This window comes from Pseudomonas sp. MYb118, from assembly GCF_040947875.1.
Classification (GTDB): Bacteria; Pseudomonadota; Gammaproteobacteria; order Pseudomonadales; family Pseudomonadaceae; genus Aquipseudomonas.
On record NZ_JBFRXN010000001.1, the window covers coordinates 215334 to 230706 of the forward strand.

Annotated in this window: 15 protein-coding genes and 1 tRNA gene; 10 read left to right on the forward strand and 6 right to left on the reverse strand. The window is 56.4% G+C overall.

Annotated features, from left to right (window positions below):
- The first annotated feature begins 9 nt into the window (after positions 1-9).
- Both ABVN20_RS01040 and ABVN20_RS01045 read left to right on the forward strand, forming a co-directional pair.
- Complete coding sequence (locus ABVN20_RS01040; RefSeq protein ID WP_368553367.1) at positions 10-2154, forward strand: 3-hydroxyacyl-CoA dehydrogenase NAD-binding domain-containing protein; 2145 nt, start codon at positions 10-12, stop codon at positions 2152-2154.
- A 107-nt stretch (positions 2155-2261) separates the two neighbouring features.
- The gene (locus ABVN20_RS01045; protein WP_368553369.1) at positions 2262-2984 is read left to right on the forward strand and encodes an amidotransferase; all 723 of its coding nucleotides are present in this window, start codon (positions 2262-2264) and stop codon (positions 2982-2984) included.
- A gap of 82 nt (positions 2985-3066) precedes the next feature.
- Here the strand turns inward: ABVN20_RS01045 and ABVN20_RS01050 are convergent, their stop codons facing one another.
- The 3 genes from ABVN20_RS01050 to ABVN20_RS01060 all read right to left on the reverse strand — a co-directional run bounded on the left by ABVN20_RS01050 (position 3067) and on the right by ABVN20_RS01060 (position 5833).
- Positions 3067-4038 (reverse strand): magnesium and cobalt transport protein CorA, encoded by a 972-nt coding sequence (locus ABVN20_RS01050; RefSeq protein WP_368553371.1) that lies wholly within the window; start codon positions 4036-4038, stop codon positions 3067-3069.
- A 134-nt stretch (positions 4039-4172) separates the two neighbouring features.
- On the reverse strand, positions 4173-4895 hold the full coding sequence (locus tag ABVN20_RS01055; protein ID WP_368553373.1) for a 1-acylglycerol-3-phosphate O-acyltransferase: 723 nt from the start codon (positions 4893-4895) through the stop codon (positions 4173-4175).
- 248 nt (positions 4896-5143) lie between these two features.
- A complete protein-coding gene (locus ABVN20_RS01060; RefSeq protein ID WP_368553375.1) occupies positions 5144-5833 on the reverse strand; it encodes a crotonase/enoyl-CoA hydratase family protein in 690 nt (229 codons plus the stop codon).
- Positions 5834-6141: 308 nt separating this feature from the next.
- On the opposite strand from ABVN20_RS01060, the gene ABVN20_RS01065 reads away from it, so the two are divergent.
- From ABVN20_RS01065 to ABVN20_RS01085, 5 genes are all read left to right on the forward strand, one after another.
- Positions 6142-6231: transfer RNA gene (locus tag ABVN20_RS01065), tRNA-Ser, on the forward strand.
- A 908-nt stretch (positions 6232-7139) separates the two neighbouring features.
- On the forward strand, positions 7140-7493 hold the full coding sequence (locus ABVN20_RS01070; protein WP_368553377.1) for a hypothetical protein: 354 nt from the start codon (positions 7140-7142) through the stop codon (positions 7491-7493).
- Between the two features lie 25 nt (positions 7494-7518).
- On the forward strand, positions 7519-8049 hold the full coding sequence (locus tag ABVN20_RS01075) for a hypothetical protein (protein WP_368553379.1): 531 nt from the start codon (positions 7519-7521) through the stop codon (positions 8047-8049).
- A 213-nt stretch (positions 8050-8262) separates the two neighbouring features.
- Positions 8263-8442, forward strand: coding sequence for a hypothetical protein (locus tag ABVN20_RS01080; RefSeq protein WP_368553381.1), 180 nt, complete (start codon positions 8263-8265; stop codon positions 8440-8442).
- Positions 8408-9919 (forward strand): hypothetical protein, encoded by a 1512-nt coding sequence (locus tag ABVN20_RS01085; RefSeq protein WP_368553382.1) that lies wholly within the window; start codon positions 8408-8410, stop codon positions 9917-9919. The genes ABVN20_RS01080 and ABVN20_RS01085 overlap by 35 nt, the downstream gene beginning before the upstream one ends.
- Before the next feature lie 67 nt (positions 9920-9986).
- Here ABVN20_RS01085 and ABVN20_RS01090 read toward each other — a convergent pair whose 3' ends face one another.
- Entirely contained in the window at positions 9987-10406 is a 420-nt protein-coding gene (locus ABVN20_RS01090) for a hypothetical protein (RefSeq protein WP_368553384.1), read from the reverse strand.
- Between the two features lie 68 nt (positions 10407-10474).
- On the opposite strand from ABVN20_RS01090, the gene ABVN20_RS01095 reads away from it, so the two are divergent.
- From ABVN20_RS01095 to ABVN20_RS01105, 3 genes are all read left to right on the forward strand, one after another.
- Complete coding sequence (locus ABVN20_RS01095; RefSeq protein WP_368553385.1) at positions 10475-10705, forward strand: helix-turn-helix domain-containing protein; 231 nt, start codon at positions 10475-10477, stop codon at positions 10703-10705.
- 522 nt (positions 10706-11227) lie between these two features.
- Positions 11228-11797, forward strand: a complete 570-nt coding sequence (locus ABVN20_RS01100) for a recombinase family protein (RefSeq protein WP_368553387.1) — start codon at positions 11228-11230, stop codon at positions 11795-11797.
- 298 nt (positions 11798-12095) lie between these two features.
- Positions 12096-12332 (forward strand): hypothetical protein, encoded by a 237-nt coding sequence (locus ABVN20_RS01105; RefSeq protein ID WP_368553389.1) that lies wholly within the window; start codon positions 12096-12098, stop codon positions 12330-12332.
- A gap of 343 nt (positions 12333-12675) precedes the next feature.
- Here the strand turns inward: ABVN20_RS01105 and ABVN20_RS01110 are convergent, their stop codons facing one another.
- Both ABVN20_RS01110 and ABVN20_RS01115 read right to left on the reverse strand, forming a co-directional pair.
- The gene (locus ABVN20_RS01110; protein WP_368554543.1) at positions 12676-12930 is read right to left on the reverse strand and encodes a hypothetical protein; all 255 of its coding nucleotides are present in this window, start codon (positions 12928-12930) and stop codon (positions 12676-12678) included.
- Positions 12931-13552: 622 nt separating this feature from the next.
- Complete coding sequence (locus tag ABVN20_RS01115; protein ID WP_368553390.1) at positions 13553-14941, reverse strand: tyrosine-type recombinase/integrase; 1389 nt, start codon at positions 14939-14941, stop codon at positions 13553-13555.
- Positions 14942-15373: the final 432 nt, after the last annotated feature.

Genomic DNA, 15373 nt, shown 5'->3' on the forward strand with positions numbered 1-15373 from the left:
AGCCTCTTCATGAATCAAGCCATTCGTTACGAACAGGGCCAGGACCGTATCGTCGTCCTGACCATCGACATGCCGGGCCAGAGCGCCAACACCATGAACGCGATCTATCGCGAGGCCATGGCCGCCTGTGTCGCACGCCTGTTGGCAGAGAAGGACAACCTCGCTGGCGTGATCATCACCTCGGCGAAGAAAACCTTCTTCGCCGGAGGCGACCTCAATGAACTGATCAAGGTCGGCAGGCCTGAAGCCAAAGCGTTTTACGACATGGTGCTGACGCTCAAGAGCCAGTTGCGCAGCCTGGAAACCCTGGGTAAACCGGTGGTCGCCGCGATCAATGGCGCGGCGTTGGGGGGCGGTTGGGAAATCTGCCTGGCCTGCCATCACCGGGTCGCGCTGGACAACCCGGCGGTGCAACTCGGCCTGCCGGAAGTGACCCTGGGCTTGCTACCCGGCGGTGGCGGGGTGGTGCGCATGGTGCGCATGCTCGGCCTGGAAAAGGCCTTGCCGTACCTGCTCGAAGGCAAGAAAGTCCGCCCGCAGCAAGCGTTGCAGGCCGGTCTGATCGACGAACTGGCGGCGGACGGCGACGAACTGCTGGCCAAGGCGCGGGCCTGGATCCTGGCCAATCCGGCGGCGGTGCAGCGCTGGGATGTGAAGGGCTACCAGATTCCGGGTGGCACGCCATCGCATCCCAAGGTCGCGCAGATGCTGGCGATTGCGCCGTCGATCCTGCGCACCAAGACCCAGGGCTGCCTGCCCGCACCGGAGAAGATCCTGTGCGCGGCGGTGGAAGGGGCGCAGGTGGATTTCGACACGGCGCATCTGATCGAAACCCGTTATTTCACCGAGCTGACCACCGGGCAGATCTCGAAAAACCTGATCGGCACCTTCTGGTTCCAGCTCAATGAAATCAACGCCGGCGGCTCGCGCCCCCAAGGGTTTGCCCCTTACGTGACGCGGCGGGTCGGCGTACTCGGCGCCGGGATGATGGGCGCGGGCATTGCCTACGTCAGCGCCGTGGCCGGTATCGAGGTGGTGCTCAAGGACATCGACACCGCCGCGGCCGAGAAGGGTAAGGCGCACTCGGCGGCGCTGCTGGACAAGAAGGTCGCCCGCGGCCACATGACCGCCGAACAGCGCGAGGCGATTCTGGCGCGCATCCAGCCCACCGCCAGCGATGCCGACCTCGCCGGTTGCGACCTGATCATCGAAGCCGTGTTCGAAGACCGTGAGCTCAAGGCCCGGGTCTCCGCCGCCGCACAACAGATCGTCGGGGCGGACGCGGTAATCGCCTCCAATACCTCGACCTTGCCGATCACCGGCCTGGCCACGGCGGTGCCGGATCCGGGCAAGTTCATCGGCCTGCACTTCTTCAGCCCTGTGGACAAAATGCCGCTGGTGGAAATCATCAAGGGCGCGCGCACCAGCGACGAAACCCTGGCTCGCGGTTTCGATTTCGTCCTGCAAATCAGGAAGACGCCGATCGTGGTCAACGACAGCCGCGGCTTCTTCACCTCACGGGTGTTCGGCACCTTCACCAATGAAGGCATCGCCATGCTCGGCGAGGGCGTGAGTGCGGCGATGATCGAGACCGAGGCGCGCAAGGCCGGCATGCCCATCGGACCGCTGGCGATCTCTGACGAAGTTTCCCTCAGCCTGATGAGCCATATCCGTCAGCAAACGGCGAAAGACCTGCAAGCGGAGGGCAAACCGCTGGTCGAGCATCCGGCGTTCGCGGTGATCGACCTGCTGCTCAACGAATACAAGCGGGCGGGCAAAGCCGCCGGTGGTGGTTTCTACGAGTACCCGGCCGGTGGCCAGAAGCACTTGTGGCCGCAGCTGAAAACCCGCTTCGAGCAAGCCGACGGGCAGATCTCGCCGAAAGACGTGCGTGATCGCCTGTTGTTCGTGCAAGCCATCGAGACCGTGCGTTGTGTGGAGGAGGGCGTGCTGACCTCGACCGCAGACGCCAACGTCGGCTCGATCTTCGGCATCGGCTTTGCGGCCTGGACCGGCGGCGCGCTGCAATTCATCAATCAGTATGGCGTGAAGGACTTCGTCGCCCGCGCCCAGTACCTGGCCGAGCAGTATGGCGAACGGTTCCTGCCACCGGCCCTGTTGCTGGAGAAGGCGGCCAGGGGGGAGGCTTTCTAAGGGCGCTTTTCAGGGGGAGAATGACGCACTTCAGGGCTTGCCTGCCACGGTGTTTCGAGGCAGGCTCTGGGGTGTGCATTATTCCCATCACGTGTCAGGTATTTTTTATGTCGTTACGCATCTGCATTCTGGAAACCGACATCCTGCGTCCGGAACTGGTCGATCAATATCAGGGTTACGGGCAGATGTTCCAGCGCCTGTTTTCGCAGCAGCCCATCGCCGCCGAGTTCACCGTGTACAACGTGATGCAGGGCGAGTACCCGAGTGATGACCAGAGCTTCGATGCCTACCTCGTCACCGGCAGCAAGGCCGACTCCTTCGGTACCGACCCCTGGATCGAAACCCTCAAGGCGTACCTGCTGACCCGCTATCAGCGCGGCGACAAACTGCTGGGCGTGTGCTTCGGCCACCAACTGCTGGCGCTGCTGCTGGGCGGCAAGAGCGAGCGCGCGACCCAGGGCTGGGGCGTCGGCACGCACAACTACAAACTGGCTGCCAAGGCGCCGTGGATGAGCCCGGTGCGCGAAGAGCTGACCCTGCTGATCAGCCACCAGGACCAGGTGACCACGCTACCGGAAAACGCCACCGTCATCGCTTCCAGCGATTTCTGCCCGTATGCCGCCTACCACATCAACGACCAGGTGCTGTGCTTCCAGGGGCATCCGGAATTCATCCACGATTATTCGCGCGCCTTGCTGGACATCCGCCAGGAAGCGTTGGGCGAGCAGATTTACACCAAGGGCATCAGCAGCCTTGAGCAGGAACATCACGGCACTACCGTGGCCGAGTGGATGATGCGGTTCGTGGCGCACAAGCCGCAAGCTGTCTAAAAAGCATCGCGAGCAGGCTCGCTCCCACATTGGCTTGAAGGAATTCAGGCCCCCTGTGGGAGCGAGCCTGCTCGCGAGCTTTTTATAACCACCCCGACCTTTTGAAACTCCCCCACAACCCCGCACACCCCACCGCAATGAACCCCAGTACCGCGAAATAGCCGTAGTGCCAGGTCAACTCCGGCATGTTCTGGAAGTTCATCCCGTAGATACCGGCAATCGCCGTCGGGAACGCCAGGATCGCCGCCCACGCGGCAAACTTGCGCTGCACCACGCTCTGGCGTGACGCTTCCAGCAACACCCCGATCTCGATGGTCTGGCTGGCGATCTCCGCCAGGGTCGTCAGGTCTTCCATTTGCCGGGTCACGTGGATCTGCACGTCACGAAAGTACGGGCGCATGTTCTTGTCGATGAACGGGAAGCTGAGCTTCTGCAACTCCTCGCTGATTTCCACCATCGGTGCCGCGTAACGGCGCAGGCGCACCACGTCGCGGCGCAGGCCATGCAGTTTCTGGATGTCGTGCTCGTTCAGCGCGCTGCACAACACGTTGCGCTCCAGTTCGTCGATCTCGGCGTGAATGGCTTCGCCCACCGGCTGGTAGTTTTCAATGACGAAATCGAGGAGGGCGTAGAGAACGAAGTCTTCGCCGTGCTCAAGCAAAAGCGGACGCGCCTCACAACGCTGTCGGACATGGGCGTAGGACGCCGAGTGCCCATTGCGTGCCGTGATGATGTAGCCGTTGCCGGCGAAGATATGCGTTTCGATGAACTGCAAAACGCCGTCATGGCGAATCGGTGAGTAGGTGACGATGAACAGCGCATCGCCGAAGGTTTCCAGCTTCGGCCGGCTGTGTTTTTCCAGGGCGTCCTCGATGGCCAGTTCGTGCAGGTTGAACTGGCGTTGCAGGTTGGCCAGCTCCTGCGCATCCGGCTCTTCGAGGCCGATCCAGACAAAGTGGCCAGGCTTGGCAGCCCAGGCGGCGCCTTCGTCCAGGGTGATATTGGTGACTCTCTTACCGGCGCTGTAAACCGCGGCAGCAACAACTCGACCCATGATTGGATTTCACTTCTTTTTTGTAGGTGGCAGGCAGTCTTCAGCTTAGCCTTGTCTGTTGCTTGAGAGTCAGTGAAATCTGCGCAGTTCATGAATGGCTGGCAAAAGAAAACCCGCACTGGGCGGGTTTCGTTTTACGCGGCTTGCAGTTGCCGATCCATCGAGGCGATGCATTCGCGCATCTGCTCGCGACATTGGTCGATCAGTTGCGGCATGTCGTCCAGGCTCAAGCCAGCAGTCGGAATCGCCGGCAGCGAACGGATGAGAATTTTCCCACTGCGCCAGCGATTCAATCGCATGTGCTTGACGTAACTGCTGACGCACACCGGGACAATTGGCACGCCGGCCGCGATGGCCATCTGGAACGCCCCCTTCTTGAAGGGCAGCAGTTCTTCGCCGAGGTTGCGCGTGCCTTCAGGGAAGACCCAGATCGAGGTGTCCTTGTGCTGCAAGGTGTGGGTCGTGGTCAGCATCGAGCGGCGTGCCTTGTGCGCATTGCCACGGTCGATCAGCACATTGCCCGCCAGCCAGAACAACTGGCCGAACAGCGGCACCCACTTCAGGCTCTTCTTGCCGATGCACACGGTACGCGGAGGCACCACGTTGCCGAACACGAACAGGTCGTAGTTGGACTGGTGGTTGGCGACGATCACGCAGCTTTGCGGTTTATTCATCAGCGGACCGACATCCGCCTTGACCCGCAGACGCAGGATACACATCGCCGGCCAGGCGTATAAACGCGCGCACAGACGGCTGTTATCCGGATTGAATGGCCGACACAACCCGAGGATCACCCCCAGGACGCCGGCGAGAATAAAGTGCAGCCCCATCAACAACATACGAAACACAAACAGCATTTTGCAGGCCCCACCGGGACAAAAGGTGGCGCAGTGTACGGATGTGCACTGTTTTCGGCAATTACCCCGGTAGAGGTAGGAGATAGGCGATGTTTAAGTAAAAGTTTCCGACTCGTTGGTCAGATGTGTTCTAGAGCGGTTGTAGGGTTTTTCAGTTTGCGGATCGGAAAACTGTGGGAGCGAGCCTGCTCGCGATAGATCTCTACGCTGACACAGGCTCTCAGGATGAACATCCTTTAATGGTTGCCTTAGACCAGATGCTCCTGATCGGCGATGATCGCGTTATCCAGCGTCTCCAGCAGCGCCTTGCGCACCTTCAGCTTGGTGTTCTTGTGTGCGCTCATATTGATCTTCTTCAACTGGCGCGCCGCCGCCAATGCGGTTTCCTGCAACGCTTCGGGCGCGACAACGACATCGAGGAACCCGGCATCCACGGCGCTTTGCGGGTTGAACATCTCGCCATTGATCACCGAGCGGTGGAAGGCCGCTTTGCTCAGGCGATCACGGGCCAGTTCGATACCGGCGTGGTGCATGGTCATGCCGATCTGCACTTCGTTCAGGCCGATGCTGAACGGGCCATCGACACCAATGCGGTAGTCGGCCGACAACAGCAGGAATGCCCCCTTGGCCACCGCATGCCCAGGGCAGGCGACGATCACCGGGAACGGATGCGACAGCAGGCGACGGGCCAGGGTCGAACCGGATGTCACCAGCGCCACGGCTTCTTTCGGCCCGGCGGTCATCACCTTCAAGTCATACCCGCCCGACAGAATTCCCGGCGTACCGGTAATGATCACCACTGCGCGATCGGCCACTGCCTGATCCAGCGCCGTATTGAACGCGGCGATCACGTCTGGCGAAATGGCATTGACCTTGCCGTTGCTCAAGGTCAGGGTCGCGATACCGTCTTCGAGGTGGTAGGAAATCAACTCACTCATGACGCTATTCCTTGTATGAAAGTTGAGGCAGACGTTACCCACCGCCGTAGGCGAGGTAAAGCGCTGTGACTGACTCACCGGTCACCGTTTTACCGCCTGCCGGGCCCTCTGCCTCACGGCCACCGCGCCTTGCTCCATCGGCAGAAGGGCGCCGCCGAGCCGAAGATTGGCAGGTTTGCCCTGCCCGCAGGCGAGCGGAAGGTCTAAATCGCTAACCACATGAAAATTCTGCAAAAATAATTTGCCATCGGAAATGCTTTCGACTACATTAGCGCGCCTCGACAGACAGAACATGTTTGAAGAGATACGGTGAAGTGTCCGAGTGGCTTAAGGAGCACGCCTGGAAAGTGTGTATACAAGAAATTGTATCGAGAGTTCGAATCTCTCCTTCACCGCCACATTCTGAAAAGCCCCGCAAATCAATGGTTTGCGGGGCTTTTTAATTTCCGATTGTACTACTCAATTGTACTACTCGTGACCCTCTGGCCGTCCGGCACCCAGTCCTCACTCGCTCCGTGTATTAGTTTTCATCTTTCCCGGCCTCGCCATAGGCGTTCCTACGCCAAATCTGCCACGCTCAGCGGGCTTTGCCCGTCTAAAGGGCCGCAGCGTCATGCCGGCTCATAATCTTGACGGGTTCGCCGCTCGTCTGATTGTGTAAAATAAATCTTGTGTAATCGGTTTATTTGTGATCCTTGCCTTGACAGGGTCGGGAAGTGTGGTAGACTGTGTGCTTGATTAGATAGAACTTCAGTTATTCCCCCCCCAAGTCTCCCGTCTGCTCGACAATATGGTCAGGTCTGATCCTTTCCGGACTATGTTGTACAACTTGTTGTCGATCCAAGTGCAGAAGATCGACATCTTTCCTTTGAGTGAAGTTGCCATAGCGGCAGTAGGGTACAGGCATTCCCTGCTGACGTTCATGCACGTCCCGACCGCCGGATGCAACAGAAGGCGGTCAACTGTTTAACTTGTTGCGATGCAGCAAGTATTCTTTGCACTAATCAGTGCACTACTGGATGACCGAATCAGCCGAAGCTTTTGCGAGAGTCGCGGGTTTCGTTCGTCTGTCCAAAGCTACAATCTACCCAAGAGATACATCAATGCAGAAACGATACCCGTTAAAACGGAAGTATTGCGACCACTGCGGGGCGATGTATTACAGTCGCTCGCACCGAAGTCGCTGGTGTGGCGGAAATTGCCAGACCCGCAACTACCGTTCACTCCTAAAACAAACTAACGCTGAGAAGGAGCAAGAGTTCATGGATCAGCATGCAGAACAACTTAATATACAGGAAACAACGCAATGACCGAAAAAATCTGGCTCGAAGTTGACAAGGTTAACCGGGCGATTATGTCCTACTATCTTCAACCGCCTACAAGCTTTTCCAGTAAGTTCGACTACATCGAAGCCACCCAGGACGAGCTTATCTTTCTGAATGCCCTCGAGGAAGCGGTGTTCGCCCCAGGAACTGTTGCAACACTAGAGGACTTGGAGGCACACCGAGAGCGAGTAAGGACAGCGAAAGCAGCAAGGAGCAACGTCTCCACGAAACACTCGGGACCCATCAACAAACCCGCCCCCAACGCTGCCACCTCCGAAGTCAAAGCCGCTGTGCTCAAGCAGATGAGGCAGCACTGGGCGAACAAACGTAAGTAACGATCAACTTAATGCAGACCAAACAATGAACGAAACCAACGTGCAACACAAATACGGCCACGACCTTGTCGAGTTCTTCAAGCACTCTGACGAAGAGCTTCAGATGCTTACCAAAGACAAAGAGACTGCCTACTTCCGGCACTGTACTTCACCGGCCTATCCACAACTAGGCGTGAATGTTGCCTGGCTAAGTGAGAAGCCGTTAACCCAGGCTCTGAACGAACTGGCAGCGTGGCTGATCGACGGCTACACCGTTGCAACTTCCGTAAGCCAGCCTTTGCACCTCAGCGTCAATCTACGGAAGCCGCAGAAACTGGTCGATGACGACCTTCTTACAATTGCAGAGCAGGCCAAGGTCGAATACGCAGCCAGCCGGTACGCTCGCAACTTTACAGAGACGCGTCGCCAGATGGAAATCACAATTGCAAAACGGGCACGGGAAGCGGCAGCAGAGGCCGCCAAAGTTGCAGCAGCCCATCAGCAATCGGAAGAAGAGTTTGCACTAGCCGATCTTCTCGCTGCGTATTCGCCGAAGAAGTCTTCCGCAGCTAAGTAAAGACTGCACCTCGCTCACGCCTTTCTTAATACAACTTCCGAGTAGCCAAGCGGATAGCGCCGACTGACTACTGGGTTTTGGGTCGTCTTGCGAATGGCGCATGCAAGTTGCAGGTAGGTACATATTTGTCCCCGTTTCGGCCTACAGCCCTTACGCCACGCGGGGTCAGCGATTTCAACGTGCGTAAGAACGCACATCTCTGGAGTAACCGACATGAGGATTTCCCTCAACGATGACACGAAACAACGCCTGCTGACGTTCATGCACGTGCGTGGCATTCACAACGTAACCCATGGCCTGAACGTGTTGATCACGGAAGCCACCTTAACAAACTTGATCCCAACAGGCGCGGACACCAATGGCAGTAGCCGAGAAAGCAAACAGTCAGATTGAAGTTGCCTGCACCAGCTGCGGAACGATGTTCAAGCGTCGGCCCGGAGGTCGTGCCACTTGTAAGGCATCGTGCAAGAAGAAGCGGCAGCGGGTGGCGGCAGCAGCATCCCAACTTACCGCCAAGGACAAGAAGATTGCTCGCCGAAAGGAGCGACTTCTGGAGTGCGCCTTCGGTTACTGGTTCATCGAGCAGGCCAGACGGGCAGGTACGGTTCAGACCTACCACGGTATTGATGCTACTGGTCTTCACCTGCTCTACGAAATGCATAACTACCGCAAGAAGCGTTACGGGTGGGTCGATAGCGGTCATGGCAAAGATGTATTCCAACAATGCCACGTCCAACCGCTGAAGGGGCGTGATGGCTCCACTGGCCTGACTACCCCAGAAAACCTGTTCACCGGCATTGCGGAGCTGAACCAGCGGCACGGTAACAAGCCTGTGAATTCCTGGGCCGGTGCCACGCTTCCTGCAACTGCCCGTAAGCGGAAGTGGTGTGTCACGGACGATATGACGCGGGACCAAGTGCTGGAGCGGATCTCCGCTTATCTCGGCCCCGAGCTGGACAAGTTTCTTGATGAGCTGGACAAGATGCCCCAGCGGACTGCACGACTGCGGCTGGCCAGGTCGATCTACAGGCGACAGACTAACGAGCTCTACTTACCACTGGGCAGCCGCTACACCTTGTCGGACCTTGAAGCGTTGGAGTTCGGCGAGCTACAGGCTTTGGACGCCATCCAGAATGGTCGGTCGAGCATCGTGTCGTTCACCGTCAGCAACTGTCCACCCGACTCTAAGCTGGGCGTGCTCCATGATGAACTGTTGCGATTCTCTGACGTGCTGCCGGACGGGCAGCATAAGGACAACTGCCGGTTCATGTTGTCGATGGTGCGGGTACTTGGAAGTTACCTTGCCCAGATCAAGGATGCACAAGGCAAGGCCAGAGGTCGCTTCGACTTTCCGAACGCAACTTGGGCACCGCTGCAATACTTCTGCCCTTCGAATCCCTGGAAGACATCGGCCCGGATGTTAGATGCGGATCGCAAGATGCTGATTACATCAATCACCGAGGCGGCACAGGATGCGTTGCAGGGGTTGGATGTACCGGCGGACATGTTGAAGGCCCGAGTTCTGAGGCGCCTGCATCTGCAATCACTGGTGCCGAAAGTCTCCGCCCCCGATGAGTGGAGCTGGGAGGCCAACGGGTCGAACTGGCTCGACTACATCAACAACCTGTACACCTCGCTCCAGCCGACATGGAAGGCGTTGACGGACGTTGGTTTTTGCAGCGAGGCAGAGATGCTTGATGCACAAGATGCCGTCATTCACAGACTGGTGGCTTCAGTGGAGCAAGCCCGCAGTGACTTCAGCAGCTTGGCGTACAACAAGTGGGCCAAGCGTTACCCAGTGCATTTGGAGTACCCCCCAGTGGCGGTCGAGCCGACGGCATTCGATTCGACCATCACCGCAGTCAGCTGAAGTCATAGCTGATTAGAACCCCGCAGTATCGCAAGGGTGACGGGGACTTTCTCTTCGACTCAAGGCGCTAAGCGGTTCTCCTCAGGTTCTCGTTATCTTCTACCGAGATGAGTATGCGTGCGTGGAAGTGCGTGAAGCCAGAATCGCACTTCCCGTCGAAGTTAACCCTCGACGTAATAACGTAAGCCACAGATGACTCTGGACTGGCGCCAATAATAATTCTTCCTATCCAATCCTGATCTTCTAAAACTTCAATCGCGTGCTCTACATCGGGGATCGTCAAGCTACATAGCTTGGCCAGCGTTGCGAGGCTGACAACCAGTGCATACTCATCACCTACTTTTGCCAAGAGGGTGAGGAACACTGATGCAGCGGTGGGATTCTCACGAGTTAACACCGCCAACTTCAGCAAGGATTCTGGGTCAAGTTGATCGACTTCCTCTGCCTCTTCGCGGGCGTGATGCAGATTTTCGTCTTTGTCAGTCATTGATCGGCTCCCGAGCATGTCACGATTAGTGTGTGTATCCGTGAAGGATATCCCCGGACCATGGGGGGATGCCAGCACCGCCACCATCTCCAGCACTCCAATGTCAATTCGGTCTCCGCGTCCGTGAGATGCGGCTTGCTATGGGTGTAAGTCAGGAAGCATTTGCGGACAAGTGCGGATTCGCGAGAACCTACATGTCCAGAATCGAAACGGGTGGAGCAAATCCGTCGATCAACGCCATCAAGGTATTGGCCGATGCGTTGGGTGTAAGCATCTCTGACCTGTTTGCTGGCATGTGAGGTACTACTGCGTTCCGGTTGATATCCAACGCAGAGCTAATCGCGTAACCAATTACGCCACGCGTCCCTTACAGCCCTACACCATCATCACGGCTGACAAGTTCCCTGTTTTCGGGGCTCTTCCGTTGCTGGAGTTAAGCCGGAATTCCTTTTGTACTCTGTTCGGCAGTACGGAATCGAATACAGGCGTTACGGAACGTACTTTCCCTCGGAGTACGCGCCGTTATCTGGACCAGCAGAGACGTACCCCGTCCGAGGGTACATTGCCTGAAAACGTACTCTCACAGAGTGCGGACGTGCCCCCCACGTCCCATGAATGCCGTTCAGGGTTGGCTGTTAACAGGTGTCTGGTGAGCTATCCCTAGCTCATCTGGACGAGCTATTTCCACGGCATCATCAAACCTCCGTTAAACGATACCTTCGCGACGGGTGGTCTACGGTATCATCTAAATAGGGTTTACTAGTCTTTATGATGCTTTTATACTGATACCACCTTAAATGATCCTAGTGGAATCGGCTGCCATGTCCCGTACCTTCCTTTACTGCCGCGTAAGCACCTCGACCCAGTTCACGGAGAACCAGGTGCAAGAGGTGAAAGCCGCTGGTTTCGATGTGCAGGGCAATCGCGTCGTTGAAGAAACCATCTCGGGAAGCATCCTCGCCAGCGAGCGTAAGGGCTTCCAGGCCCTGCTGGGCAAGATGGAGGCGGGAGACGTGCTGATTGTGACGAAGCTGGATCGCCTCGGGCGTAACGCGATGGATGTCCGTCAGACGGTCGAACACTTGGCCACTGCTGGCATACGCGTTCACTGCCTCGCTCTTGGCGGTGTGGATCTCACCAGTGCGGCAGGCAAGATGACCATGCAAGTACTGGGTGCCGTTGCAGAGTTTGAGCGTGACCTACTGATCGAACGCACCCAGTCGGGGTTGAAGCGTGCCAAGAGCGAAGGCAAGAAGTTGGGCCGTCCAGAGGCAACGAATACCACGGCGGCAGTGCAGCGACTCAAGGCAAGGGATATGACTCAGTCTCAGGTAGCTGGTGAGCTGAAGATCGGTATTGCTACCGTCAAACGTCACTGGAACAAGGCCTAGTCCACTGAGCAAACCACGCCAAGTGCGGGGCTTTTCTTTGGGACACGATATTTCAAACTCGTAGTTGCCAGCAGCGAGGCGGCACCGCAAAGGCGTTAAGGACCGGTCTCCAGAATATAGCGCCCGACGTTCTGCCTGATACCCTGTCACGATATTTCGTAGGCACATTCACGGCTGGGTACGATCCAGGGCCAGTGTCTCTTTGAAAAGTTTCGAGTGTCAGTGGTTTGGGAAAATTGGCTCCCGCCAGCGGTGAGTTGGTCTAGGCTTCCCGCTACATCACTCGGGGATGCCAATGATGTCTGATAACCCAATGGGCGAAAGAAACGAAGTCGTAGCCGACGTGTTGGAATTGCTTTTGCTCAACCAGCATGCGATCGCTGCCGGCCTTGAGGAAGTTGCCTTATGGATCGAGGCTCGCGGCGCTTTGGATACGCAGGACAACATCATTACCGCACTTGGAACATTAGATTTGAATGCAGATGCGATCACCATAGCCATAGAAAAGCTGCGTCGAAGTCGTCATTCAGGCTGAATCAGATACCGCAATACAAAAACCCCGCCGAAGCGGGGTTTTGCATCACGTCAAAACTTTCGGGCTATTACTGGCGCCACTCCGTAGGTTGCTGCTCTCCCGGCATTACCAATGCCTCATAATTCGAGATTCCCGCAACGCGTGCCGCAGCCGCTACAGTCGCCTTCGTGTAACTGACGGCACTGTCTATCGTACTGCCGGGATTGAACCATGCGGTCCACAAGGTAGTGAGCTTGTGCTTCGTATAGTTTTGACCCTTGAGGTACTCGTAAAACTTCGCTCTCGCTGTCTGGGTTACGTTACCGTTCAAGTCCACCGTTAAGGTTACGAAAATGGTCATGATTCATTCCCCTCGCGCTTTGTTGGCTTGAGAGACAACCGAACCAGCAAGGGTCTTTGTCTCTTCGCTGTACTTCTCACTCTGAAGCACCCGACCTGCTTTCGCTTCCATCTCAGCACTCGTTTGCTTGCCAGTGTTGGCTTGGGCTAACGTGGAAGCAGCGAGACTTTTGGCAATTGCAGATGCGTGAGGGTCGCGGAGGGTTTCAGAGGCCAGCTTGGCCACCTTCGCGGAGGATTGCTTTGTGTTTTTAGCCATTGGAATGATCTCGATATTTGCGATATTGGCGCACCTATCTAAAATGACCACCAATCAGTTCCCTGTTGACGATTTTGTCAGCAGTGGGCTAAATAGCGTCCTTCTCTAGATACGTGCATTTACAAATGCGTGCGTCAGAGGGTGCAGGTAGTCACGTTTCTGTCGCCAAACGTAGCGCGGCTACTTGCATGCATTTTTCAGCAGAACTCCCTTCAATGGGAGTTTTTGCGTTTGTGCTGCCTACGATAATCGCCTCGTTTTAAGTGTGCAAGCATACAGTTGTTCATAACCTGTGGATAAGTGTTGTGGGTAAGTGCCTATAGCCCCTGTAGGCCGCAGCCTGTAAGGGCTATACCGTCTGTCGTTTTCGATGAAATTTATTTTTCGCCGGGCTTCTACAGGCCTCCTGAGGCGATGGTGGCACCAGCCCCCTAGTGATCCCTTGCATTTGCTTGTGTCGCTGCCTAGGGCCTATTGAGGCCCTCGTAAGGCATCTGGGTACCAATCGACGTTTCATTGGTATTCGTTCGTTTTCATTCGCGTTCGTTTGGCGAACACAAATCACGAATCCGAAAACATCTGCCAAACACGGTTAACCGCTTCTGGTCTGGTGAGCGACGTTTTACTGTTCGATGCTGGGCAGCGTAGATATGGCGGCGAACTTTTGTGCAGCGGAAGCGCCCTTTGAGTAAACGTCGTGCGTCACTGATCCTGTTTCATGCCCGACCAGTTCTTTCGCCAAGGCATCTGGCACATCAGCCCTGACCAGTCCGGTGACCACCGTATGTCGGAAGCTGTGGAAAACGTGGAGCTTGCTGAAGCCTGCTGTTCTTCGCAATCTGCCGAACGCTTTCGATATTGCATGCGAGCGTTTGCCATATTTGTCGGCGGATTCCGTGGGGATGAGGAAGTTGTTGGTTGAGTCTTCGCAGAGTCGGTCAATGGTCCGCAACAAGTTCGGATGGATCGGCACCATACGTTTGCTCGCTTTGCTTTTGCTCCGTGGGAAGTCTAAGCACCGTATGCCATCAACAGTTATTACGCTGTCTTTGGTGAGGCGGCATAATTCCTCGATTCTTGCCCCGGTATACCAGCCCAGTACGATGAGGTCCGCGAGGGGTTTATCTTTGTTGTCCAGTGCTGCTTGATGCAGTTTGAGGGCGTCTGCCCGCGTATAAATTTCCCTGTCTTGGCCCGCTGTCTCGGAACCTCCGCCCCTCGGCAAATCGTGGCCAGTGAAGGGGTTCACCTTGTCTTTGTACCGTTCACGCCAGCTGGAGTCATACTTCATCGCCCACTTCCAAAACGAAGTGCCGGCCATGAGGTACTGGCTCAAGGTGGCTGGTGCGCGATCCATTGATTTCAACCATGCATCGACCGCGTCGAAGTTGATCGCCAAATTTTCTTTTTGGAGGAACTCCGCCAGGCGCTGCATCTTGCCCACCTGCTGATCAACGTGTTTCGGTGCGCCGCCACGGGTCTCCCGGAATTCTCGGTACGCTTTGAGGCGGGCCAGAGTGATTGGCGAGTTCCGCTTCGCGTTATCTGGATTGGGATCAATGTAAGTGGCTGGGTTTTTTAGGAGCGTTTCCGCTTCTACAGCCTCCAGAGGTCTGAGGCCATATCTTTCTGCTGCCTTGCGTGCACTATCAACGAAGCCACGTTCACGCTTCGCATTAAAGTCGACGACGCCTGCTGGTAGGTCAGCAGGAGGTCCATCCATTAGCCGCTTCAACTTCAAATGAGTTAGTTTCTGTATGGCGGTCCCCATCAAGGCAACATGTGTTCTCCAGTGCTTGTTCTCGTCCTGCAGTTGGAGTCTGGCTGCTGCGATCTCTGCTTTCCACTGGGCTAAGTAGGGGAGGCGGGCATCCATTGCTTCCTTACGAAGCCCCGTCTTCAGCGACTGAATCAGTACCTTGCAGCGAAGGACTTTTTGCACATCCACGGGAACGGCCAGCCGGACATACCATGTGGATTCGCCTTTCTTCTGGATCAGGTTGTCTGCCATTGCATCGCCGTTGAGATGGGGGAGAATACGGCGGATTGTACTACTCGTTTGTACTACTATGCACGCTGAAAGCCCCTGAATACGGGGGTTGCTGGTCAAAAGTCGTGCGAAATTAGAATCTCTCCTTCACCGCCAAATTCGATGTAAGCAAAACCCCTGATTTCGAAAGAAGTCAGGGGTTTTGTGGTTTAGGGCGCCTGAATTTCTTCAGGGCCTTGTCCCATCCGCTCGATGAAGGTCCTTCTGAAAATGACGTAGGACGTGTGACACTCGTGTGGGACGCAGTGTCGGCAACCGCTTTAGATAAGGGGTTTGACGGGGTTCAGCGCAAAAATTGCGGTTTCCAGGAGGGGGTGTTCATTGAGGGTGTCCAGCGTCCAGAATGGGCTAACGGATGGCGTTGATGACGCAACCCTTCATAAGACCGCAATG

What these genes read in the sequence shown, in the direction of transcription:
- ABVN20_RS01085 (WP_368553382.1), top strand. Translation starts at nt 8,408, where the DNA reads ATGGCAGTAGCCGAGAAAGCAAACAGTCAGATTGAAGTTGCCTGCACC.
- ABVN20_RS01115 (WP_368553390.1), bottom strand. Translation starts at nt 14,941, where the DNA reads ATGGCAGACAACCTGATCCAGAAGAAAGGCGAATCCACATGGTATGTC.
- ABVN20_RS01050 (WP_368553371.1), bottom strand. Translation starts at nt 4,038, where the DNA reads ATGGGTCGAGTTGTTGCTGCCGCGGTTTACAGCGCCGGTAAGAGAGTC.
- ABVN20_RS01075 (WP_368553379.1), top strand. Translation starts at nt 7,519, where the DNA reads ATGAACGAAACCAACGTGCAACACAAATACGGCCACGACCTTGTCGAG.
- ABVN20_RS01060 (WP_368553375.1), bottom strand. Translation starts at nt 5,833, where the DNA reads ATGAGTGAGTTGATTTCCTACCACCTCGAAGACGGTATCGCGACCCTG.
- ABVN20_RS01055 (WP_368553373.1), bottom strand. Translation starts at nt 4,895, where the DNA reads ATGCTGTTTGTGTTTCGTATGTTGTTGATGGGGCTGCACTTTATTCTC.
- ABVN20_RS01110 (WP_368554543.1), bottom strand. Translation starts at nt 12,930, where the DNA reads ATGGCTAAAAACACAAAGCAATCCTCCGCGAAGGTGGCCAAGCTGGCC.
- ABVN20_RS01040 (WP_368553367.1), top strand. Translation starts at nt 10, where the DNA reads ATGAATCAAGCCATTCGTTACGAACAGGGCCAGGACCGTATCGTCGTC.
- ABVN20_RS01105 (WP_368553389.1), top strand. Translation starts at nt 12,096, where the DNA reads ATGTCTGATAACCCAATGGGCGAAAGAAACGAAGTCGTAGCCGACGTG.
- ABVN20_RS01070 (WP_368553377.1), top strand. Translation starts at nt 7,140, where the DNA reads ATGACCGAAAAAATCTGGCTCGAAGTTGACAAGGTTAACCGGGCGATT.
- ABVN20_RS01080 (WP_368553381.1), top strand. Translation starts at nt 8,263, where the DNA reads ATGAGGATTTCCCTCAACGATGACACGAAACAACGCCTGCTGACGTTC.
- ABVN20_RS01090 (WP_368553384.1), bottom strand. Translation starts at nt 10,406, where the DNA reads ATGACTGACAAAGACGAAAATCTGCATCACGCCCGCGAAGAGGCAGAG.
- ABVN20_RS01095 (WP_368553385.1), top strand. Translation starts at nt 10,475, where the DNA reads ATGCCAGCACCGCCACCATCTCCAGCACTCCAATGTCAATTCGGTCTC.
- ABVN20_RS01100 (WP_368553387.1), top strand. Translation starts at nt 11,228, where the DNA reads ATGTCCCGTACCTTCCTTTACTGCCGCGTAAGCACCTCGACCCAGTTC.
- ABVN20_RS01045 (WP_368553369.1), top strand. Translation starts at nt 2,262, where the DNA reads ATGTCGTTACGCATCTGCATTCTGGAAACCGACATCCTGCGTCCGGAA.